The sequence below is a fragment of the Kribbella sp. VKM Ac-2571 genome (assembly GCF_004362255.1).
Classification (GTDB): domain Bacteria; phylum Actinomycetota; class Actinomycetes; order Propionibacteriales; family Kribbellaceae; genus Kribbella; species Kribbella pratensis.
The window spans coordinates 12069-33155 of sequence record NZ_SNWS01000024.1; the positions used below are offsets into that span (position 1 = coordinate 12069).

The 21087-nt window shown below is 69.3% G+C and carries 22 protein-coding genes; 16 read left to right on the forward strand and 6 right to left on the reverse strand.

Annotated features, from left to right (window positions below; translation table 11 throughout):
* Nucleotides 1–6: 6 nt before the first annotated feature.
* On the forward strand, nucleotides 7–1191 hold the full coding sequence (locus EV651_RS37235; RefSeq protein ID WP_166658919.1) for an MFS transporter: 1185 nt from the start codon (nucleotides 7–9) through the stop codon (nucleotides 1189–1191).
* Here EV651_RS37235 and EV651_RS37240 read toward each other — a convergent pair.
* The gene (locus EV651_RS37240; RefSeq protein WP_238157441.1) at nucleotides 1188–1757 is read right to left on the reverse strand and encodes a helix-turn-helix domain-containing protein; all 570 of its coding nucleotides are present in this window, start codon (nucleotides 1755–1757) and stop codon (nucleotides 1188–1190) included. The two genes, EV651_RS37235 and EV651_RS37240, sit on opposite strands and share 4 nt — an antisense overlap.
* 54 nt (nucleotides 1758–1811) lie before the next feature.
* On the opposite strand from EV651_RS37240, the gene EV651_RS37245 reads away from it, so the two are divergent.
* From EV651_RS37245 to EV651_RS37270, 6 genes are read left to right on the forward strand one after another with little or no spacing between them, the layout of a single operon-like run.
* Nucleotides 1812–2504, forward strand: a complete 693-nt coding sequence (locus EV651_RS37245; protein WP_133790208.1) for an AzlC family ABC transporter permease — start codon at nucleotides 1812–1814, stop codon at nucleotides 2502–2504.
* Nucleotides 2497–2820: an AzlD domain-containing protein gene (locus EV651_RS37250; protein ID WP_133790211.1), complete on the forward strand. Its 324-nt coding sequence runs from the start codon at nucleotides 2497–2499 to the stop codon at nucleotides 2818–2820. Before EV651_RS37245 ends, EV651_RS37250 begins: the two co-directional genes overlap by 8 nt.
* Before the next feature lie 47 nt (nucleotides 2821–2867).
* Nucleotides 2868–3557, forward strand: coding sequence for a hypothetical protein (locus EV651_RS37255; RefSeq protein WP_133790213.1), 690 nt, complete (start codon nucleotides 2868–2870; stop codon nucleotides 3555–3557).
* Between the two features lie 5 nt (nucleotides 3558–3562).
* Entirely contained in the window at nucleotides 3563–4264 is a 702-nt protein-coding gene (locus tag EV651_RS37260) for a tyrosine-protein phosphatase (RefSeq protein ID WP_133790215.1), read from the forward strand.
* Between the two features lie 42 nt (nucleotides 4265–4306).
* Entirely contained in the window at nucleotides 4307–5185 is an 879-nt protein-coding gene (locus tag EV651_RS37265; protein WP_133790217.1) for an ABC transporter permease, read from the forward strand.
* Nucleotides 5172–5939, forward strand: a complete 768-nt coding sequence (locus EV651_RS37270; protein WP_133790219.1) for an ABC transporter ATP-binding protein — start codon at nucleotides 5172–5174, stop codon at nucleotides 5937–5939. The genes EV651_RS37265 and EV651_RS37270 overlap by 14 nt, the downstream gene beginning before the upstream one ends.
* On the opposite strand, the gene EV651_RS37275 is transcribed toward EV651_RS37270, so the two are convergent.
* A complete protein-coding gene (locus EV651_RS37275; protein ID WP_133790221.1) occupies nucleotides 5936–6940 on the reverse strand; it encodes a glycosyltransferase family 2 protein in 1005 nt (334 codons plus the stop codon). The two genes, EV651_RS37270 and EV651_RS37275, sit on opposite strands and share 4 nt — an antisense overlap.
* 6 nt (nucleotides 6941–6946) lie before the next feature.
* Nucleotides 6947–8431, reverse strand: coding sequence for an LCP family protein (locus EV651_RS37280; protein ID WP_133790223.1), 1485 nt, complete (start codon nucleotides 8429–8431; stop codon nucleotides 6947–6949).
* Nucleotides 8432–8690: 259 nt separating this feature from the next.
* Here EV651_RS37280 and EV651_RS37285 point away from each other — a divergent pair, with 259 nt between their 5' ends.
* The 7 genes from EV651_RS37285 (at nucleotide 8691) to EV651_RS37315 (ending at nucleotide 17491) form a co-directional block, all read left to right on the forward strand.
* Nucleotides 8691–9524, forward strand: coding sequence for a serine protease (locus tag EV651_RS37285; RefSeq protein WP_133790225.1), 834 nt, complete (start codon nucleotides 8691–8693; stop codon nucleotides 9522–9524).
* A gap of 84 nt (nucleotides 9525–9608) precedes the next feature.
* Entirely contained in the window at nucleotides 9609–11693 is a 2085-nt protein-coding gene (locus EV651_RS37290) for a spermidine synthase (RefSeq protein WP_133790227.1), read from the forward strand.
* Nucleotides 11690–12322 (forward strand): bifunctional 2-polyprenyl-6-hydroxyphenol methylase/3-demethylubiquinol 3-O-methyltransferase UbiG, encoded by a 633-nt coding sequence (locus EV651_RS37295; RefSeq protein WP_166658920.1) that lies wholly within the window; start codon nucleotides 11690–11692, stop codon nucleotides 12320–12322. Before EV651_RS37290 ends, EV651_RS37295 begins: the two co-directional genes overlap by 4 nt.
* A gap of 61 nt (nucleotides 12323–12383) precedes the next feature.
* Nucleotides 12384–13337 (forward strand): UDP-glucose 4-epimerase GalE, encoded by a 954-nt coding sequence (galE, locus tag EV651_RS37300; RefSeq protein ID WP_133790231.1) that lies wholly within the window; start codon nucleotides 12384–12386, stop codon nucleotides 13335–13337.
* A 191-nt stretch (nucleotides 13338–13528) separates the two neighbouring features.
* Nucleotides 13529–13948, forward strand: coding sequence for a cyclic nucleotide-binding domain-containing protein (locus tag EV651_RS37305; protein WP_133790233.1), 420 nt, complete (start codon nucleotides 13529–13531; stop codon nucleotides 13946–13948).
* A 25-nt stretch (nucleotides 13949–13973) separates the two neighbouring features.
* Complete coding sequence (locus EV651_RS37310) at nucleotides 13974–17171, forward strand: adenylate/guanylate cyclase domain-containing protein (protein WP_133790235.1); 3198 nt, start codon at nucleotides 13974–13976, stop codon at nucleotides 17169–17171.
* On the forward strand, nucleotides 17168–17491 hold the full coding sequence (locus EV651_RS37315) for a hypothetical protein (protein WP_133790237.1): 324 nt from the start codon (nucleotides 17168–17170) through the stop codon (nucleotides 17489–17491). Before EV651_RS37310 ends, EV651_RS37315 begins: the two co-directional genes overlap by 4 nt.
* Here EV651_RS37315 and EV651_RS37320 read toward each other — a convergent pair.
* Both EV651_RS37320 and EV651_RS37325 read right to left on the reverse strand, forming a co-directional pair.
* The gene (locus EV651_RS37320; protein ID WP_133790239.1) at nucleotides 17488–18267 is read right to left on the reverse strand and encodes an SDR family NAD(P)-dependent oxidoreductase; all 780 of its coding nucleotides are present in this window, start codon (nucleotides 18265–18267) and stop codon (nucleotides 17488–17490) included. The two genes, EV651_RS37315 and EV651_RS37320, sit on opposite strands and share 4 nt — an antisense overlap.
* 1 nt (nucleotide 18268) lies before the next feature.
* Entirely contained in the window at nucleotides 18269–18958 is a 690-nt protein-coding gene (locus EV651_RS37325) for a TIGR03089 family protein (protein WP_133790241.1), read from the reverse strand.
* 67 nt (nucleotides 18959–19025) lie between these two features.
* On the opposite strand from EV651_RS37325, the gene EV651_RS37330 reads away from it, so the two are divergent.
* Nucleotides 19026–19304 (forward strand): twin-arginine translocase TatA/TatE family subunit, encoded by a 279-nt coding sequence (locus EV651_RS37330; protein WP_133790243.1) that lies wholly within the window; start codon nucleotides 19026–19028, stop codon nucleotides 19302–19304.
* On the opposite strand, the gene EV651_RS37335 is transcribed toward EV651_RS37330, so the two are convergent.
* Entirely contained in the window at nucleotides 19251–20174 is a 924-nt protein-coding gene (locus EV651_RS37335) for a LysR family transcriptional regulator (RefSeq protein ID WP_133790245.1), read from the reverse strand. The two genes, EV651_RS37330 and EV651_RS37335, sit on opposite strands and share 54 nt — an antisense overlap.
* Before the next feature lie 70 nt (nucleotides 20175–20244).
* Here EV651_RS37335 and EV651_RS37340 point away from each other — a divergent pair, with 70 nt between their 5' ends.
* Nucleotides 20245–21072: an SDR family oxidoreductase gene (locus tag EV651_RS37340; protein WP_133790247.1), complete on the forward strand. Its 828-nt coding sequence runs from the start codon at nucleotides 20245–20247 to the stop codon at nucleotides 21070–21072.
* Nucleotides 21073–21087: the final 15 nt, after the last annotated feature.

The following is a 21087-nucleotide window of genomic DNA, read 5'->3' on the forward strand; positions in this document are numbered from 1 at the left end:
AACGGGATGACCGGAACAGTCGAACGGATCCGAACGAGCCGTCGTGGCCCGTTCCTGGTGGTGGCGACAGGGTTGTTCGTGCTGCTGCTGGACGGGAACCTGCCGACGCCGCTGTACGGCGTGTACCGGGAGCGGTTCGGTTTCTCCGGGACCGAGCTGACGCTGATCTTCGCCGTGTACATGGCGGTCCTGGTCCCGTCGCTGATCGTCTTCGGCCAGTTGTCGGACCAGATCGGGCGGAAACGGGTGCTGCTCGGCGGGCTGGGTCTCGGCGCTGTCGGACTGATCCTGCTCGCGGCGGCCCAGAACACCGCGTGGCTCTTCGCCGGCCGGATCGCGGCAGGTATCGCTCTGGGCGCCACTGCGGGAACCGCGGCCGCGGCCCTGGTGGAGCTCGAACCGGACGACGATCATGGCAAGGCGGCGTTGGCCACGGTGCTCGCACAAAGTGGCGGCAGCGCGGCTGGACCGCTGGTGGCCGGCGTCGTGGCGGGGTGGGCGCCGGCGCCACGCCAGTTGCCGTACGGCGTGGGACTCGTGCTCACCGTAGTGACCGCGATCGCCGTCTCGCGGCTGCCGCACGAGCCGGTCGGTGGCCGCTGGCGGCCGCAGCGTCCGTCGGTCCCGCCCGAGATCCGGGCCGACTTCGCGCGGGCGAGCCTGAGTGCCGCGACCGTGTGGGCGACCGGTGGACTCTTCCTGTCGGTCGTTCCGTCGTACACCGCGCAACTGCTGCACACCCACAACCTGGCCTTGCTCGGCGCTGTCTCGGCGATGATGCTGGCGGCCGCCTGCGCCGTGCAGGCGGTCTCCGTCCGGGCGCAACTGCCGCCGCGCCGAGCTCAGCCTGCCGGCCTGGTGTCGCTCGTCGTCGGCCTGTCCGCACTTGTCAGCGCATTCCCGGCGAAGTCGCTCGCGCTCATCGTCGTCGCCGCGGTATTCGCAGGCGCCGGACTGGGGCTGACGTACTTCGGCTCGCAGGCCGAGATCAACCACCTCGCGCCGAGTGGGCGGCGTGGTGAGCTGACCGCGGCCTTCCTGACGTGCGTGTACCTCGGTGTGGCCGCGACCGCCATCTCCACGGGCTTGCTGAGCGATGCGTACTCGCTGCCGACCGCGATCGCCGTGGTATCGGCCGTGGCGGGCGCGACCGCGCTGCTTGCCTTCGGGTGGCAGCTGAAGCGGCGCTAGACGTGCTCGGAAACGAGCGTGGCCGCCGTACCTTCCTCGAGGGCCTGGAAGACGTGCGGCAGGTCGCCCGGGTAGGCGATGTAGTCGCCCGGGGTGAGTTCGACCGGGTCGTCGAGCGGGCCGACCAGGGCGCGGCCGGAGCCGAGGATGACGTGTTCGACGACGCCGGGCATGTGTGGCTCGGACTTCCGGCCGGGCCCGGGGGCGGCGACGATGCGGTAGATGTCACGGCGCGCGTTCGGCGGGCTGGAGGCGACCAGCGTGGCGCTGTACTCGGCCTGGTCGGAGTAGATCGCCGGACCCTCGCCGGCGCGGATGACCTGCACCTTCGGACGCGGCGGGTCGAGCAGCGCGGCGAACGGGGTGTCGAGCGCGACGGCCAGCGCCCACAGGGTTTCGACGCTCGGGTTGCCGGTGCCGGACTCGAGCTGGGACAGCGTGGACTTGGCGACGCCGGCGCGTTTCGCGACCTCGGTCAAGGACAGCCCGGCGCGGGCCCGGTGCCGGCGCAGGGAGGTCGCGATCACGTCGAGTGGTGCCTTGGTGTCCATCGCTGTTCGCTCCATCGGTCTGATCGTTCGGCTTGACGAACGGTCCATGCGTTGTTCATCATAATGCCCATGCGTTCGATCTGGCGAACACTCGATCGGGGACTCGCCCGCGACATCGGCCTGGTCTGCCTGGCCGACGGCGTCGTCGGGCTGTCGTACGGCGCGATCAGCGTCGGCGGCGGGCTGCCGTTGTGGGTACCGGTCCTGCTGTCGATCGTGGTCTTCGCGGGCGCGTCACAGTTCCTGTTCGTCGGGATCGTCGCGGCCGCCGGCAGCCCGATCGCGGCGATGGCCGCGGGACTCCTGGTGAACACCCGGCACATCGCGTTCGGGCTGGCGGTCAGCGACGTGATCGGCAGCGGCTGGCGACGCTGGCCGGGCAGCCACGTGATGACCGACGAGAACGTCGCGTTCGCGATGGGACAGGATGAGCTGAAGCAGCGGCGGGCGGCGTACTGGGCCGGCGGGATCGGCATCTTCGTCTGCTGGAACATCGGGGTCGTGATCGGCGGTCTGGCCGGTTCGGTGATCACCGACACCGACGTCTTCGGACTGGACGCGGCCTTCCCGGCGGTGTTGCTGGCGCTGGTGCTGCCCGCTCTCCGGGATCGATCGACCCGTACGGCGGCACTCGTCGGCGTCGTGATCGCCTTGATAGCAACGCCTTTCCTGCCGTCCGGTCTGCCGGTACTGCTCGCCCTGGCCGGCATGCTGTTCTACCGCGCCGGAAAGCCCGCACTGGAGGAGGCGCCGAATGAATAACACTCCACTGGTACTCGTCGCGATCGGGGTGCTTGCTGTCGGCACCTTTTCCATGCGGTTCGCGGGACCGGCGCTACGGAGCCGGTTCGAGATGCCGGAGCGCGCGCAGCAGTTCCTCGCCGCGGCCGCGATCGTCCTGCTGAGCGCTCTGGTCGCCACGTCCGCATTGACGGAGGGCCACGGCCCGGCAGGCGTCGCGCGCCCAGCCGGCGTCCTGGTCGGCGGCATCCTCGCCTGGCGCAAGGCCCCCTTCGTGCTGGTCGTGCTGGCAGCCGCCGCGACCGCAGCCGGCCTGCGACTCCTCGGCGTCCCCTAGCAGTCCGCCGGACGCTGGGAAGTCCTCGGAGCGGATACCGTGCGGGTATGACGATGTATCCCCCTCCGCCCGCGGCGCCCAAGAAGTCGGTTCTGCCGAAGGTCGGCATCGCCTGTTTCGTCGTCGGTGCGGTGCTGGTCGGGTTCTTCGTGTGGCGGATCGTGATGACCGCGCCGCGGACGCCGCAGTCGATCGAGGGCGGGGTCGTGCACCTCAAGAAGGAAGGGTTGACGATCTACGCGTCGATCCCGGTGCTGAACCCGCCGTGCGAGGTGCAGGACGCGAGCGGGAACGACGTACCGATCAAGCCGCCGACCGGGTCGGAGACGATCACGATCAACGGTGAGAGCTGGTACGTCGTCGCGCGCTCGACGCAGACCGTGCCGGCCGGGGACTACAGCATCTCGTGCACCGACGACGAGACCAGTGCGACCTACGCCGCCGGTCCGAAGTCGTCCGTCTTCGCGTTCGTACTGTCGATCCTCGGCACCGTGTTCTCGTTCCTGATCTTCCTCGGGCTCGGCATCACGTTCCTGACCGTCGGCGCGGTCAAGAAGCGCCGGCGCAACCGTCCGGCGAACACCTTCCCCGGCCAGCAAGGTGCCCCCGGCAACTACCCGTACCCGCCGGCGCCCCCGCAGCAGAACCACACCTTCCCGGCGCCCCCGCCGTACAACCCGGGCCCGAACCCGGACCGCCCACAGAGTCGCCCACAGGACCGCCCACAGGACAGGTGACAGTGATGGATCTCGACTGGCCCGGATGCCGCAACGTCCGCGACGTCGGCGGCCTGCCGACCGCTGACGGACGCGTGGTGCGCGAGGGCGTGCTGATCCGGGCGGACAGCCTGCAGTACCTGACCGCGGACGGCATCGAGGCGGTACGTCGCTCCGGGGTCAGCCGGATCCTGGACCTGCGCGGTGACGGCGAGGTCGCGATCGCGCCGACGCCGTTCACCGGTACGCCGTTGGCGGTGCGGCAGTCGCTGGTGGATCCGGCGGACCCGGACCACGGGCAGGCGACCATCGTCTCGGCGTGCACGTGGATGCTGGACAAGCGGCCGGAGTTGTTCGCGGCCGCGGTGAAGGCGATCGCGGACGAGCCGGACGGTGCCGTGGTCGTGCACTGCCACGGCGGAAAGGACCGCACCGGCATGATCGTCGCGCTGGCGCTGAGTGTGGCCGGCGTACCCGAGGAGGAGATCGTCGCCGACTACTACCTCACGCAGTCGCGCCTGGCGCAGTGGCTGGAGGAGCAGCTCGCCGAGGAACCGGACGTCGCGAAGCACCCGGAGCTGATCGAGTTCCGGGACACCCGGGCCGAGTCGATCGTCGAGATCCTGCGGCATCTCGACGAGAAGTACGGCGGACCCGAGGCATACCTGAGGCAAGGTGGACTGACCGACGAGGACCTCACGAAGCTGAGAGCCCGCTTAGTGGCCTGACCTGCGTCACCTGTGCGTCACGGAGCGCAGTACATTGGCGCAATGCCAACCGCCGCAGACACCGATCCCGCGGCGTTGGCGCGGCGCTACGGGCTGTCCAAGAGTTCCGTCCGCCCGCCGCTCGGCTCGTATCTGCACGAGTTGTGGAGTCGTCGCCAGTTCGTCGTCAGCTACGCCGCCGCGCGCACGTACGCCATGTACGCCGGAGCTCGCCTCGGGTCGATCTGGCAGGTGCTGACACCGCTCCTCAACGCCGCCGTGTACTACCTGGCGTTCGGTGTCCTGCTCGGCACGAAGAACGGGATCGACAACTACGTCGCATTCCTGCTCAGCGGGATCTTCGTGTTCACGTTCACGCAGCGCTGCATGACCGAGGGCTCGCGATCACTCGCGCTGAACCTGTCGCTGATCCGCACCCTGCACTTCCCGCGCGCGACTCTCCCGCTCGCCTACGTACTGAACGAGCTGAACCAGATGCTGGTGTCGCTCGGCATCCTGTTCGTGGTCGTCGGATTCACCGACGGGCCGGCGTGGAGCTGGCTGCTCGTCGTACCGGCGATGCTGCTGCAGGTCATGTTCAACATCGGGATCACACTGGTGTTCGCGCGGATCGGGACGTTCGTCTCCGACATCACGCAGTTGCTGCCGTTCGTCACCCGCACCTGGCTGTACGCGTCAGGGATCTTCTTCTCGCTGCCGGCCAAGCTGAACCAGGTCGACGCGCCGGGCTGGGTGATCCAGGTGCTCGCCTTCAACCCGATCTCGGCGTACATCGACATCATCCGGCGGTCGCTGCTCGAGGAGCACGGACCGAACCAGCTGCCGCACGCGTGGTCGATCGCGATCGTCTGGTCGTTCGTGATGCTGGCGTCCGGGTTCTGGTACTTCTGGCAGGCGGAGGACCGCTATGGCCGTGGCTGATTCCGGGGCTGAACCAACGGTCATCGCGGACCGGTTGGACATCATCTACAAGGTGATCGCCGGGCAAGGCGGCAAAGGTACGGCGGCGACCGCGCTGCGCCGGATCGTGAAGCGCCAGGACCGGCCGACGATCCGCGAGGTACACGCGGTCAAGAGCGTCAGCTTCACGGCGTACAAGGGCGACGCGATCGGCGTGATCGGGCGCAACGGCTCCGGGAAGTCGACGATGCTGCGCGCGATCGCCGGCCTGCTGCCGCCCGCGGCCGGGGCCGTCTACACGGCCGGCCGGCCGTCGCTGCTCGGCGTCAACGCGGCGATGATGAACGACCTCACCGGCGACCGCAACGTCGTCCTCGGCTGCCTCGCGATGGGCATGTCCGCGGCCGAGATCCAGCGCCGGTACGACGAGATCGTCGACTTCTCCGGCATCGGCGACTTCATCGACCTGCCGATGTCGACGTACTCCTCCGGGATGGCGGCCCGGTTGAAGTTCGCGATCGCGTCCGCGAAGACGCACGACATCCTGCTCGTCGACGAGGCGCTGGCGACCGGTGACGCCGAGTTCCGGGTCCGTTCGGAGCGCAAGATCAAGGAGCTTCGCGACCAGGCCGGCACGGTGTTCCTGGTCAGCCACAGCCTGGACGTGGTGCAGGAGACCTGCAACCGCGCGCTGTGGCTGGACGCCGGCGTACTGAAACTCGACGGGCCGGTCGACGAGGTCGTCGCGGCCTACATCAAGTCAACGAGGAGCTAGACGGCCTTCGGCTTCTCTCGGAGGCCGATGAGGAAGCCGAGGCCCCAGGAGACGTGCATGGTGGCGCAGACCAGGGGAAGCCAGGCGAGGGCCTTCCACGGCAGGTAGCGGCCTTCGACGGCGGAGCCGACCAGCAGCAGGACGGCGTACCCGATCGGCGCCAGGAAGCCGAGGTCCAGCCAGCTGATGCCGGTGGCCAGGCCGATGATGCCGAGGATGGTGCCGACGGCCAGGCCGATGACCGCGACCGGCGGCGCCAGGTACCGCTTGCTGGCGGTCTCCGGGTGCCGGCGGACCACCTCGCGGCGCCACTGGCCGGTGTGGAAGAACTGCTTCGCCACCGCGGACAGCGACGACCGCGGCCGGTACGTGACGGACAGGTCCGGGCTGAACCAGATCAGGCCGCCGGACTTGCGGATCCGGTAGTTCAGCTCCCAGTCCTGAGCGCGGTGCATGGTCTCGTCGAAGCCGCCGACCCGCTCCAGCGCGGCCCGCCTGAACACCCCGAGGTACACGGTGTCGGCCGGGCCGGCCTTGCCGCCCTGGTGGAACGTCGACGCGCCCAGACCCAGCCGGGAGCGGTACGCGCAGGCGACCGCCATCTCGGTCGGGGTCCGGCCCTCGGCGGCCATCACGCCGCCCACGTTGTCCGCGCCGCTCTCCTCCAGCACCTCCACCGCGCGGGTGATGTACCCGTCGGTGAGCGCGCCGTGCCCGTCGACCCGGACCAGGATGTCGTGCTTGGCGTGCGCGATGCCGACGTTCAGCGCGGCCGGCGTCTTACCGGTCGGGTTCGGCACGATGCTGATCCGGTGGTCCTTCTCGGCCAGCTTGTCCGCGATCTCCTGGGTCCGGTCCTTGCTCGGACCGATCGCGAGGACGACCTCCAGGTTGCCGGGGTAGTCCTGCTCGAGGACGCGGCCGACCGCCTCCTCGAGATGGCGTTCCTCGTTCAGCACGGGCATCACGACGGACACGGGTGGCCAGTGGGACAGCGGCATATCAGGTCAGGCCTTACAGATCGATGCGACGTCGTCGACGCCAGCGGCGGGTGTGGTCGGTGAGGTGGTCGGCTTCTTGGTGCTCGGCTTCTTCGTCGTACCGGTGGTCGGGGCGGTGCTGGTGCTGCTACGCGGAGTGCTCGAAGTCTTACCGTCTCCTCCCGAGCCGTCCTTGTCCAGCGATTCGGACTTCGCGATCGTCTCCGCGACCTTGGTGCGGATCAGTGCGAAGTCCGGGTCGCCGGTGTGGATCAGCGGCGGGACCGCGGAGAAGCTTGACACCGGCAGCTTCTTCGCGTCCAGCGCGAGATCGGTGAAGGTGCCCAGTTCACCCGCCGGAATGTTGGTCTTGACCACCTGTTTGCTGGCCGAGGCGATGCCCTGGAACTTGGTCAGCACGGTCTGCGGGGACAGCTGGTTCAGCATCGCGGACATCACGCACTTCTGCCGCGCCATCCGCTCGTAGTCCGACGACTCGGCCCGGGAACGGGCGAACCAGAGCGCGTGGTACCCGTCCAGGTGCTGGTTCTTGCCGGCCTCGATGTAGCCCTTGATCGGTGAGCTGCCGCCGCCGATCGGGACCCGCTTGCCGATGTCCAGGGTGATGCCGCCGACCGCGTTCAGCAGGTCGCGGAAGCCGGCCAGGTCGATCAGCACGTAGTAGTTGAGCTTCAGGCCGGTGACGGCCTCGACGGCCTGCATGGTCGCGGTTTCACCGGGATTCGCGTCGCCGGGGAACAGGTTCTTGTGGTTGGCGGCGTACGTGTAGACCGCGTTCAGCAGGCATTCCGCGCCGCAGTTCTTCCACTTGAAGCCCTCGGGGAACTGCTTCGCCATCGCCGTACCGGCCGGGAACGGCACCTTGGACAGGTTCCGCGGGAGGCCGATCAGGACCGTCCGGCCGGTGTCCGCGTCGATGCTCGCCACCGTCATGCTGTCCGGCCGGGTGCCGATCCGGTCCGCGCCGGAGTCGCCGCCCATCAGCAGCACGTTGTAGCGGCCCTTGTCGGCCTTCGACTTCTGCCCGTTGCCGAACACGCTGGCGACGAAGTCGCGCTGGGTGTTCACGATCACGCTGGCGTAGATCAGCGCGCCGACGACGACGAAGATCAGGACGCCGTCCATGATGCTGGTCATCAGGCGGTGGTTCCGCTCCAGCGTCAGCGGCTGACCGAGCCGGTACGCGTCCACGAACAGCGCCGCCCAGCCGACCGCGAGCAGGATCAGCAGCACCTGGACGATCCGCAGCGTGCCCGGGCGGGCCAGGATGTTGATCGTGCCGGACCGCCAGATCAGGCCGAGGATCACGAAGAAGATCACGATCGCGATCAGGCCGGCGACCACCCGCCAGACCCAGCGGCCCGTCTTCCGCGAGCCCGCGACGATCTGCGCCGATCCGGGCAGGACCAGCGTCATCAGCAACAGCGTCAGCGCCCGCTGGAACCGCTTCGGCTCGCGAAGATTGCGCAGGTCTGGCTTCTCCTGCGGCATGACGTCCTTCCGTTCTCCTCCGGGCGGCTGAAGCCGACCGTACCTTGTCCTTCAACCGTGCACTGGTACGACGTGCCGGGGCGCGGGATGGTTCGAGACCGGGCGGATCCGGAAACGAAGAGTAGCAGTCCTGACACGGAGCGCAGGAAAACCCCTGCGATGACCCTGTGGACAGCCGGTTTCACGCAACTGTGATGGAGACCGGCCGGGGGATGGGTTACGAAGTGCTGCAAGCACAAACAGTGAGGAAACCGCCCCCATGAAACTGTTCCGTACGCTCCTGGCCGCCACTGCGGTCGCAACGACTTCTCTCCTCGGCACCACCTCCGCCCAAGCCGCAACGCCCGGCGCCGACTTCACCGGCATCGCCGCACTCAGCAACTGCTCCGCATCACTGGTCCGGTACGCCGAATCGGTCCCCACCGACAAGGCGCTCGTCCTCACCAACGGGCACTGCTACGAGGGCGGGTTCCTGCAGCCCGGCCAGGTCCTGGTGAACAAGACGTCGACGCGTTCCATCACGCTGCTCAACCCGGACTCCAGTCGGGCCGGTACGGTCCGCGCCGCGCGGATCCTGTTCGGCACGATGACCAAGACCGACATGATCGTGTACGAGGTCAACGAGTCCTACGCGTCGATCAAGAGCCGCCTGAACGTGTCCCCGTTGACGCTGGCCAAGCAGGGCCCCGCGGACGGCGCCGGCATGGCTGTCGTTTCCGGGTACTGGAAGCGGATCTACACCTGCTCGGTGCAGGCGACGATCCCGCAGCTCCGCGAGGGCGACTGGACCTGGCAGAACTCGATCAAGTACCAGCAGCCCGGCTGCGAGACGATCGGCGGTACGTCGGGATCGCCGGTGGTCAGCACCTCCTCCGGTGAGGTGATCGGCATCAACAACACCGGCAACGAGGACGGCGAGCAGTGCACGGTCAACAACCCGTGCGAGGTGGACGCCGACGGCAACGTCACCGTCGACCAAGGTGCGGCGTACGGCCAGCAGACCTGGTGGCTCTACACCTGCCTGACCGCCAACCGCACCATTGACCTGAACAAGTCCGGCTGCGAACTCCCGAAGCCGGCCCGCCGTCACTGACCGCGATTCGAACAGTTTGAACAGAGAGTAACGATGCGTGCGGGGTGACGCAGAGCACTTCGATATCCGGTAACGTCGCCCCGCATGGCAGTCGACTCCGCTACTGATCACGTCGTCACGACCGGATGGCCGAGCCCGTTCGGAGTTCGGACGCGGTTGGTCGCGTCCAGCGCGCTGATGCTGTTCGTCGAGCTCGCGCTGATCCGCTGGACCGGTTCCAACGTCGTCCATCTGAGTTACTTCTCGAACTTCGTGCTGCTCGGCTCGTTCCTCGGGATCGGGATCGGCGTACTGCGCTCCGGCCGCGCGAAACGGCTGCCGTACTACTCGCCGATCATGCTGGGCCTGCTGGTCCTGGTGATCGCGTGGAAGCCGGTCACGGTCAACCGCGGCAGCTCGTCGAGCGTCATCTACTTCACCAGCCTGAACACCACCGGCCCGCCGGTCTGGGTGATCCTGCCGATCATCTTCGTCGCGGCGGCCGTGGTGCTGGCCGGTCCCGCGGAGCTGGTCGGCCGTTGTTTCGCGGAGCTTCCGCGGCTGACGGCGTACCGCTTCGACCTGGTCGGATCGCTGATCGGGATCATCACGTTCACCGCGCTGTCGTTCCTGGGCGCTCCGCCGATCTGGTGGGGGCTCATCGTCACAGCCGTGTTCGCGGTGCTGATGATCCCACAGTCGTCCGGCGCCGGCCGGCGGGCGGTCGCTACCGCGCTGAGCGCCGCGATGGTGCTGGCGCCGCTGCTCGTGATGCTCGGGGTGCTGTTCAAGGAGTCGACCAAGGCCGACAACAGCTGGTCGCCGTACTACAAGGTGCAGACGAAGCAGTACACCTGGGAGGGTGTGCCGCTGCTGACCATCACGGTGAACGGCGTACCGCACCAGCAGGCGATCCCGGCCGACGCGCGACTGCAGTGGGAGCCGCAGTACGGGTTGCCGTACGAGCGGGCGACGGCCGGTAAGCAGCCGAAGAACGTGCTGATCATCGGCGCCGGCTCGGGTTCGGACGTGGCGATCGCGCTGAAGAAGGGCGCGCAGCACGTCGACGCGGTCGAGATCGACCCGCGGATCCGGGACCTCGGCAAGGCGCTGCACCCGGACCGGCCGTACCAGGACCCGCGGGTGAGCTCGCACATCGACGACGGGCGGGCGTTCCTGTCCCGGACGGACAAGAAGTACGACCTGATTCTGCTGGCGCTGCCGGACTCGCTGACGCTGGTCAACGGCGCGAGCTCGCTGCGGCTGGAGAGCTACCTGTTCACGCAGCAGGCGTTCGAGTCGGCGCGTGACCACCTGAACCCGGGTGGCGCGTTCGCGATGTACAACTACTACCGCGAGACCTGGCTGATCGACCGGCTCGCCTCGACGGCGCAGCAGGCGTTCGGGCACAAGCCGTGCGTGGACAAGATCGGCGACGGTCTGCAGCAGGCGGTCGTGACTGTCGGTCTGACCGAGCAGGACCAGAACTGTTCCGCCGAGTGGGCCGGTGCGACCGCGGAGACGCCGCCGCCGGCGACGGACAACCGGCCGTTCCTGTACCTGTTCACGGACCGCATCCCTTCGCTCTACCTGGTCACACTCGGACTGATCCTGGTCGCCGGTCTCGTCGGCGTCGGGATCGCAGGCGGCGGTTCGTCGTACCGGCGGATGCGTCCGTACGCGGACCTGTTCCTGCTCGGGGCCGGGTTCATGTTGCTGGAGACGAAGAGCATCACCGGGTTCGCGTTGCTGTTCGGTACGACGTGGGTCGTGAACGCGATCGTGTTCGCCGGCGTGCTGGTGGCGGTGCTCGCGGCGGTCGAAGTGACGAGACGGTTCAAGACACCACCGATCAAGGTGATGTTCGCGGTGCTGTTCGGCGGGCTCGTGTTGTCGTGGGTGTTCCCGGACAGCTGGCTGCTCGGGATGCCGGTCGGGTTGCGGGCGCTGGTCGCGGTGGTGATCGCGTTCCTGCCGATCTTCGCGGCGAACGTGATCTTCGCGAAACGGTTCACCGACACCGCCGACGGTACGGCGTCGTTCGGCGCGAACCTGCTCGGCGCGATGCTCGGCGGCTGTCTCGAGTACGCGGCCCTGATCATCGGCTTCCACGGCCTGCTGATCATCGCCGCCCTGCTGTACGTCGGCGCGTTCCTGCTCACGCCGAAGGTCAGATCGGTCGCCAAGTGAGCGATTTGGCTGACTACTACCGCAAGCGTGCCGGTGAGTACGACGCGGTGTACGACAAGCCGGAGCGGCAGGAGGACCTGGCTCGTCTGCGGTCCCTCCTGCCGCCGCTCGTCGCGGGGCGTTCGGTCCTGGAAGTTGCCGCCGGCACCGGTTACTGGACGACCGTGCTGGCGACCACGGCGGCGTCGATCGTCGCGACGGACCTGAACGACGAGACGCTCGCCGTCGCGCGGACGCGGTCCTACGGTCCGGCCGACGTACGGTTCCAGACCGCGGACGCGTACGACCTCGGTGCGGTCCCGGGGCGCTTCGACGCGATCTTCGCGGGCTTCTTCTGGTCGCATGTCCCGCGTGCCGACGTACGCCGATGGGCCGCGAGCCTGAAGGATCGGGTCGAGCCGGGTGGCGTCGTGATCCTCGCCGACAACCGGTACGTGGAGGGCAGCAACTATCCGATCACCCGGACGACGGACGACGGCGACACGTACCAGACCCGGCAGTTGTCGGACGGGCGCACGTTCGAGGTGCTGAAGAACTTCCCGTCGCGGGAGGAGTTCGCGGCGCAGGTCGCGCCGGCCGAGGTGGAGTGGACCGAGCTGGCTTACTTCTGGCTGGCAACCGTCTGCTGATTGGTACAGGTTCGGCCCGTTGACGGGGTCCCGGCCAGAGTCCGGTGGCAGGATCTGAGACATGACATGGCTCGTGACTGGTGGTGCCGGATACATCGGGGCGCATGTGGTGCGCGCCTTCCGCAACGACGGGATCGACGTGGTCGTGATCGACGACCTGTCGAGCGGGAAGGCCGAGTTCGTCCCGGACGGGGTGCCGTTCGTGCGGGCGAACCTGCTGGACGGTACGGCGGTCCGCCAGGCGCTGGAGGGCGTCGAGGGCGTCGTCCATCTCGCGGGGTTCAAGTACGCCGGGGTCTCGGTGCAGCGCCCGCTGCACACGTACACGCAGAACGTGACCGCGATGGTGTCGCTGCTCGAAGCGATGGCGGACAAGGAGATCCGCAACCTCGTGTTCTCGTCCAGCGCCGGTGTCTACGGGACGCCGAAGGACGAGGTCGTCACCGAGGACACCGCGCCCGACCCGCAGTCGCCGTACGGCGAGTCGAAGCTGATCGGCGAGTGGCTGCTCCGCGACCAGGCGGCCGCAACGGAACTGCACCACACCTCGCTGCGCTACTTCAACGTGGTGGGGTCCGGTGACCCGACGGTGTACGACGCGTCGCCGTACAACCTGTTCCCGATCGTCTGCGACCTGCTGACGCAGGGCAAGGTGCCGCAGATCTACGGCACCGACCACCCGACCCCGGACGGTACGTCGGTCAAGGACTACGTGCACGTCGCCGACCTGGCCCGCGCCCACGTCGCGGCCGCCCGCGCGCTCGAGTCCGGCAAGACCCTCGAACGCGTCTACAACCTGGGCAGCGGCACCGGTACGTCGGTCCGCGAGATCATGGACGCCGCCCGCCGGGTGACCGGAATCGACTTCACCCCGACCGAGGGCCCGCGCCGCCCCGGCGACCCGTCCCGGGTGGTGGCCAACGGCGACCTGGCGGCCCGGGACCTCGGCTGGCAGAACACGTTTTCCGTCGACGAGATGTTCGCAACAGCCTGGGAAGCCTGGCCGAAGAACTAGGTCCTGTCTGGCAATCCATCGCCTACTGCGGGGCACTCGGCACGGCACCTCGCCGCACCGAGCACCTCCTCGCTACGGCGCTGGATTACCAGACAGGACCTCATCGTGGTGCGTGGTCCTGGAGCGGCTGTACCCTGTGGCGCAGTTCACTGAGTTGCCCGTGTGCCGGGCACGATCGAGGGGTGCGATCCATGAGTCACGAGAGCCTGCCGCAGTTCCTGGGGAAGATCGACCTCTTCGAAGGGCTGTCCAAGGACACGCTGTCCGACCTGATCGAGCGCGGCACCACGTTGAAGGTTCCGGCCGGTAGCCGAGTGGTCGAGCAGGGCGCCCACGACGCCGGCCTGCAGGTCGTGCTGGAAGGCTCGGCCGCCGTGGAGGTCAACGGCGTCGTGCGGGAGCCGCTGGGTGTCGGCGACTACTTCGGCGAGATCTCGCTGATCGACGGCCGGCCGCGCTCCGCGACCGTGGTGGCCGGGCCGGACGGGCTGACCACGTTCGCGCTGTCCGCGCTCGCGTTCGAGCCGGTCGTGAAGGAGAACCCGGAGGTCGCCCAGACCCTGCTCAAGGCCCTGACCGCCCGGATCCGCTCCCTCGAGTCCCAGAGCTGAGCCGATCTGGGGCAGCGGGCGCGCCATGAGTGAAGAGCGCAAGGTCGTCACGGTGCTGTTCTGCGACCTCGTCGGCTTCACCAGCGCGTCCGAGTCCGCCGACCCCGAGGACGTCCGGCGCTGGCTGGCGCCGTACCACTCGACCCTGCGGCAGACGGTCGAGCGGTACGGCGGGACGGTCGAGAAGTTCGCCGGGGACGCCATCCTGGCCGTCTTCGGCGCACCGCGGTCCCGGGAGGACGACGCCGAACGCGCGGTCCGGGCCGGTCTGGCGATCCTCGAGGCGGTGCGGCAGTTGCCGGACGGGCCGTTGGAGGTCCGGATCGGCATCGAGACCGGTGAGGCGCTCGTCCAGCTGACCGCGCGACCCGAGCTCGGCGAACCGTTCGTCACCGGCATGGTGGTCAACCTCGCGGCCCGCCTGCAGTCCTCCGCGCCGATCGGCGCTGTCGTCGTCGGGCGCGGTACCCACGAGGCGACGAGTCGCGTTTTCGGCTACGACGCGCTGGAACCCGTTGCGGCCAAGGGAGTCGGCCGTCCGGTCGAACGCTGGCAGGCCGGCTCGCCGCGGGCACGGTTCGGCACGGACGTCATCCGCGACCTCAGTACGCCGATGGTCGGCCGGCAGCGCGATCTGACCATGCTGTGCACGGCGTTCGAGAAGGCCCTCGCGGAGCGGGTGCCGCAGTTCGTCACGCTGCTCGGCGAGCCCGGCATCGGCAAGTCCCGCCTGGTCGCGGAGTTCGGCGCCTGGCTGGATCAGCACGAGGAGCTCGTGACCTGGCGCGAAGGCCGATCGCTGCCGTACGGCGAGACGCCGTTCGGGCCGATCGCGGAGGTCTTCAAGGTCCAGGCCGGGATCCTGGACACCGACCCACCCGCGCAGGCCGTGGCCAAGCTCGACGCGATCGTGCCCGACGGCGCGGACCGTGCCTGGTTGCGCGCCCGCGTCGGCCCCCTGGTCGGCGCCGACCAGTCCGCTCAGCCGGGGTCGGCGACCCAGGAGGAGTCGTTCGCGGCCTGGCGGCAGCTGCTGGAGTCGTTCGCCGAGCAGTCGCCGGTGGTGCTGGTGTTCGAGGATCTGCACTGGGCGACGGACGCGATGCTCGCCTTCATCGATCACCTGGCCGAGTGGCTGACCGATCTGCCGATGCTCGTCGTGGTCACGGCCCGCCCCGAGCTGCTCGAACGCGGACCGCAGTGGACCCGCGGGGTGCAGAACGCCCTCACCCTCGGCCTCTCGCCGCTGACGGCGGACGAGACCGATCAACTCCTCACCGGGATGTTCGCCGGTCAGGAGGTGCCGGAGGAGATCCGCCGGCGCCTGGTACGCCGTGCCGACGGCAACCCCTTGTACGCCGAAGAACTCGCCCGGATCGTGACCGACTGCGGCCCGGACCAAGCCACCTCGGCCGAGCTACCGGCGGGAATCGCCGCGCTGATCGCGGCTCGGCTGGACACGCTGGAACCCGATCGCAAGGCACTGCTCGCGGATGCCGCCGTCGTCGGCCGGGTGTTCTGGGCCGAAGCCGTCGCCGCCTTGTCCGACCGCGACCCGGCGGAGGTCGTCCAAGCACTGCAGGAGCTGGCCCGCAAGGAGCTGGTGCGGCCGGTCCGGCGGTCGTCGATGCTGGGGCAGCACGAATACACCTTCTGGCATGCACTGACCCGCGACGTCGCCTACAGCCAGGTGCCGCGCGCGGCCCGGTCAGCTCGGCACCTCGCGGCCGCCGACTGGCTCGAGCTGCGCTGCGCCGCCTGCCAGGCCGAGACGCCGAACCTGATCGCGTACCACCTCAGCACGGCATTGGACCTTGCCGCCGCGCTGGGCGACACGGACGCGGTCGCGGCGATCGCTCCCCGGGCGCGTAAGTACCAGCTGATGGCCGCGGAGCTGGCGATGAACCTCGATACCCGCGAGGCGATCGCCCTGCTGGACCGCGCGCTCGAGCTCACCCCGGCCGGGGACCCGGAGCGTCCGGCGGTCCTCACACGCTGGGGCTGGGCGGCCTTCCTGGCCGGCCGGCTCGGTGAGGCCAACACCGCTTACCGCGAGGCGATCGCCGGGTTCGAGGCGATCGGCGACATCCGCGGGCTCGCCCGCGCCCTGCGTGCGTCGACGTACGGGCAGAGCAGTATGGAGGAGAGTCTGGCGACGGTCGACCGGGCGGTCGCGATGCTCGAGGAGCTCGGGCCGAGCGAGGACCTGGTCCAGTTGCTGTCCGGTCAGGCGAGCATCCGGGTGGTCGCGAGCCGTCGTGAGGACGCGATCTACTCGGCGAACCGGGCGCTGCGGATCGCCGCCGAGCAGGGGTACGCCGTACCGCACCGCGCCCTGGAGTCTCGCGGCCTCGCCCGCGTCGCTCAGGGCGACACCGGCGGGCTGGTCGACATCAAAGAGGCGCTGGCCGCGATGCTCGAGCTCGGGCAGGGGCGCGACGCGGCGGTGATCTGGCTGAACTACGGCTGGGTGCTCTGGCAGATCGAGGGACCGGTGGTCGCGCTGGGCGAACTCGACACCGCTCGCGAGTTCTCCGCCCGGCGCCGGCTGGCCGAGATGGAGCAGCAGATCGGCTGTACCGTCCTGCAGTTGCTGATCGAGACCGGCCGGACGGCCGAGGCCGTCGCGGCATGCCGTGGTCAGCTCGAACATCCCGGGCCTGCCTTCACCACCTTGCGGCGGATCGAGGTCCTGTCGGCGCTCGCAGTGGCGGAAGTCGAGTCCGGCCTTCCGGATGCGGGTGATCCCGCCGAAGAGGCGTTCCGGCTGGCGGTGGACACGGGCTGGCCGGACTTGATCGCCATCGCGGGGTCTCCCGCGGCGACCACGCGGGCGCGGGCCGGCGACCAGGACGGCGTACTGGAGATCCTCCAGATGCTCGCGTCGCTGTCCGACCTGCGCGGCAGCCTCGAGTTCGATGCCCGGCTGCCGTCGCTGGTGCGGGCGGCGCTCGCCGTGGGCCACGCCGACGCCGCGGCCGTGCTCGCGGACTTCGTGGAGCCGGTGCTGCCGATGCGCGAGTACTCGGCGACGACTGCCCAGGCGCTGCTCGCCGAACACCGCGGTGACACCGAGAGCGCGGCCGCCGGGTTCGCGCGCGCCGCCGCGGACTGGGGTGCCTTCGGCAACAAACTCGAACAGGCGCATGCTCTTCGCGGCCTGCATCGCATCACGGGCGATCCCGGCGCGCTGGCACAGGCCGAGCAGCTGTTCAGACCATGAGCGTGCCGCCGGAGGCGCCCGCCGAGTGCGGATGCGGGCGGCCCGGGAAGCAGCCCTGGCGGACGCGCGATGCGCTGTGGAGCCCTGCCTCGGTCGTGGGTTGGCTGCTCTGGGTGCTGCTCGGGGCGGGTTCGCTGCTCGGCGGCTGGACGGTGTTCGGCGTCGTGCTGCTCGCGGTCCTGAGCGCGCTGATCATCGGCAGCCTGGTGCTGCAGGGCGTCCGTGGGCACCGAGGGCGGTGCTGGCTGTTCCGCGGCCTGTGGTTCGGTGCGGCCGTCGCCGGGTTGCCTCTGCGGGTCGTCGGCGCGTTCGGCTTCTAGTACTCCTTCTTGAAGGGGCCTGAGGGGGTCAGGTCGAGGACGCCGGGACCGGTGAGGACGCCGCCTTCGACGGGGAGGGTGTGGCCGGTGATCCAGGAGGCGTCGTCGGAGGCGAGGAACGCGACGGCGGCGGCGATGTCCTCGGGTTCGCCGATACGGCCGAGTGGGTACATCTTGCCGAACTTCTCCAGGGTGTCCGGCTGGTTGTCCCAGTTCGGCGTCCGAATGGTGCCGGGAGCAACCACATTGAACCGGACGCCGAGGTTGCCGTAGCGGGCCGCGTAGTTGACCGTCATCGCGATTTGTCCGGCCTTGGCGGCGGCGTACTCGATGTTGCCGAAGGCGGCGATACCGTTCACCGAGCTGATCGTGACCACGTTGCCGCGGTTCTTCACCAGCTCCGGCAGCGCGGCCTGGATGCAGCGCGAGGCGCCGACCAGCGTGAGGTCGAGTTGCGCGTGGAACTCCTCGGCGGTGGCGTCCTCGGGCACGGATCGCACGATGCACCCGCCGGCGTTGTTCACCACGACGTCCAGGCGGCCGAACCGCTCGACCGCGGCCGCGACCGCCGCGTCGATGTCGTCGCGGCTCGTCACATCGACCCGCATTCCGAGCGCGTTCGAGCCGATCTCCTGCGCGACCTCGGTGACCTTCTCCTCCTGGAGATCGGTCACCACCACCGACGCACCTTCGTCGGCCAGCCGCCGCGCGACCGCCGAGCCGATACCCTGCGCCGCCGCCGTGACCAGCGCAACCTTCCCCTCGAACCGCCGCACGCTACCCCTCCCTGCTGTCGAGCACTCGGTCGACCTTCTCGTCCGTCACCCGGCGCTCCAGTTTGGTGGTGTCCAGGTTGCGGCAGAGCACGATCGAACCACCTCCGGAGATCACGCCGACCAGCAGGGCCAGCCCGTCGCGGTCCGTCAGCGTGCGGGTCACGAGAATGCGGTCGCTGATCGGTTCCGCCGTACCGATCAGGTCCTCGTGGGTGAGGTCGTCGTACGCCGGGGAGGCCGGCGTCGGCGGGTCGAACGGGACGAACACGTCCGGATGGTTGTAGACCTCGGCGCCGTAGTCCTGGATGCCGTCCGGGAGCGGCTCGCGGAAGCGGCCGCCGAGCGGCAGCAGCGCGGAGGCGACGGTCTCGCGCTCGCCGCGGATCGCGAAGTCCGGCCCGGTGATCGCGAGCGTGCCGGTGCCGCTCGTCAGCGATGCGCCGACCGACCAGGTGGACAGCGCCCAGACCACGCCGAGCCAGTGCGGCGGCAGGCCGATCGCAACGGTTTCGCCGGCCTCCAGGTCGTATTCGTCGACGAGCAAGTTGGCGGTCTTCGCGACCCAGTTCGCGGTCGTGACCGCGCTGAGCTCGATCCGCTCGCCGGTCGTGTCGTCGTAGTAGGTGAGGAACGGGGCGCCGCCGTCCCGGCGGACCGCGGCCGCGAACAACTCGGGCAGGACTCGTGACATATGGCCCACCCTACGTTTCGCGGACCGACGTACCTTGGACGGGGATTGACCGGAAAGAAGGCTTGTCATGGTGCCAGAGCTCGCGCTGCCCGAAGGCGGCGAATGGATCGTCATCCTGGTCATCGTCGTGCTGCTGTTCGGCGCCAAGAAACTCCCAGAGCTGACCCGGAACGCGGCCCGCGCGATGAAGGAGTTCGAGAAGGCCCGGCACGGCGACGAGGAGACTCCCACCCAGGTCACGGCGCAGCAGACCCCCGGCGGTCCGGCGCCCGCTCCGGCACCTGCGGACGGTTCAGAGCGGCGGGTTGACCTCGAGGGCGGCGGCACGCAGGGCAGCAGCCAGTAGCGCTGTCGGCTCGGTCATCCGCCCGGGCAGCCGGGCGAGGATCGTACGGCGCAATTCCTGCGGCTCGCCCCGGACCGTGACCACCCGAACACCTGGCGGCACCGCGGACGCCATCGACGCGGAGATCGTGGTGAGCCCCGCCCCGGCCGCGACCAACTGAAGTTTCGCGAGCCAGTCGCGGACCGTGTGCGCGATCACCGGCCGCTCGTCCAGCCCCGGCCACACTCCCATCCACAGCTCGCTGCTCGACGCCGGTCCGGCGATCCACCGCTGACCGCGCAGGTCCGCGACCTCTACCGAGTCGGCCGCCGCGAGCGGATGTCCGGTCGGCACCGCCAGCCGCAGGCTCCGCTCCGCGAGCGTCTCCAGCTTCAACGCCGGCGACTCGGCGTCCGGCGGCCGGAACGGCGGAGCGGACGCGATCACCGCGAGATCGATCGTGCCGGCCCGGAGCGCCCGGACCAGCGCGGGCGTGGATCCTTCCCGGGTCGTCACGGTGATCGCCGGGTGCGTACGACGTACCGCGCTGATTGCCCGTGGCAACAAGACCGCGCCCGCGCTCGGGAACCAGCCCAGCCGCACGGTCCCGCCCGTGACCGGAAGCCCGGCCAGTTCGCGGGCGGTGGCGTCGATCTGGTCGAGTACGGCGGCGGCGTTCCGCAGTACGACCTGTCCTGCGTCGGTGAGGGCGACGCCTTCGCGGCGGCGCTCGAGGAGTTGGTTGCCGGCGGCGCGTTCGAGGCCGGCGATCTGGCGGGAGACCGCCGACTGCGTGTATCCGAGCGCGGTGGCCGCGGCCGTGAACGTGCCGCGTTCGGCGACCTCCCGGAACACGCGCAGGGCGACCAGCGAGACGTCGGTGAAGTCCATGACGTCTACGCATACCATGTGTGCTGAACTTTCGTTGGAGTCATACCTGTCGTGGACCTACGTTGAAGGCATGACAGAACAACGCATCGCTTTGGTGACCGGTGCCAATCAAGGCATCGGATATGCATTGGTGGAAGAACTGGCACAGCGGATGAACCCGGAGGACCTGGTCCTGCTCACGGGCAGGAACCCGGAGCGGGTCGCCGCCGCGGCAGCTCGAGTGGAAGGGCGGGCACGGGTCGAAGGGCGCGTGCTCGATGTGACCGACGGGGAGGCCGTACGACGACTGGCAGCCGAACTGGGGGCTGTGGACATCGTGGTGTCCAACGCGGTCGGGCCGTTGGAGCCCGGGGTGGCGCCCGTGGAGCAGGTTGACGAGTTCGTCGACGTGGCGAACCTCGGGGCGCAGCACATGCTGCGGGCGTTCGGGCCGATCCTGCGGCCCGGGGGACGGCTGATCGTGGTGGCCAGTTCGCTGGGGACGCTGGAGCAACTGCCGAAGGACCTGTGGGGACGGTTCGACGAGGTCTCGCTGGAGGACGTCGAGAAGGTCGTGGAGGAGTGGCGTACGGCGGTCCACGACGGTACGGCGCAGGCACAGGGCTGGCCGGAGTGGATCAACCTCCCGTCGAAGGTGGCACAGGTCGCCGCGGTGCGCGCGGTCGCGGCCGAACGACGGGACCGGGACCTCGCGGAGAACACCCTGGTTGCGTCCGTCTGCCCGGGGCTGGTCGACACCCGCGCGTCGCGCCCCTGGTTCGAGGACTTCAGCCAGGCGAAGTCGCCGGCCGAGGCCGTCGTACCGATCGCCGACCTGATCCTGGCCGACGCCGTCGATCCGGGCGTGTACGGCGAGCTGATCCGCGACGGCGAGGTGGTCGCCTGGAAGCCGCGCTAGACCCTGCGGCAGTGG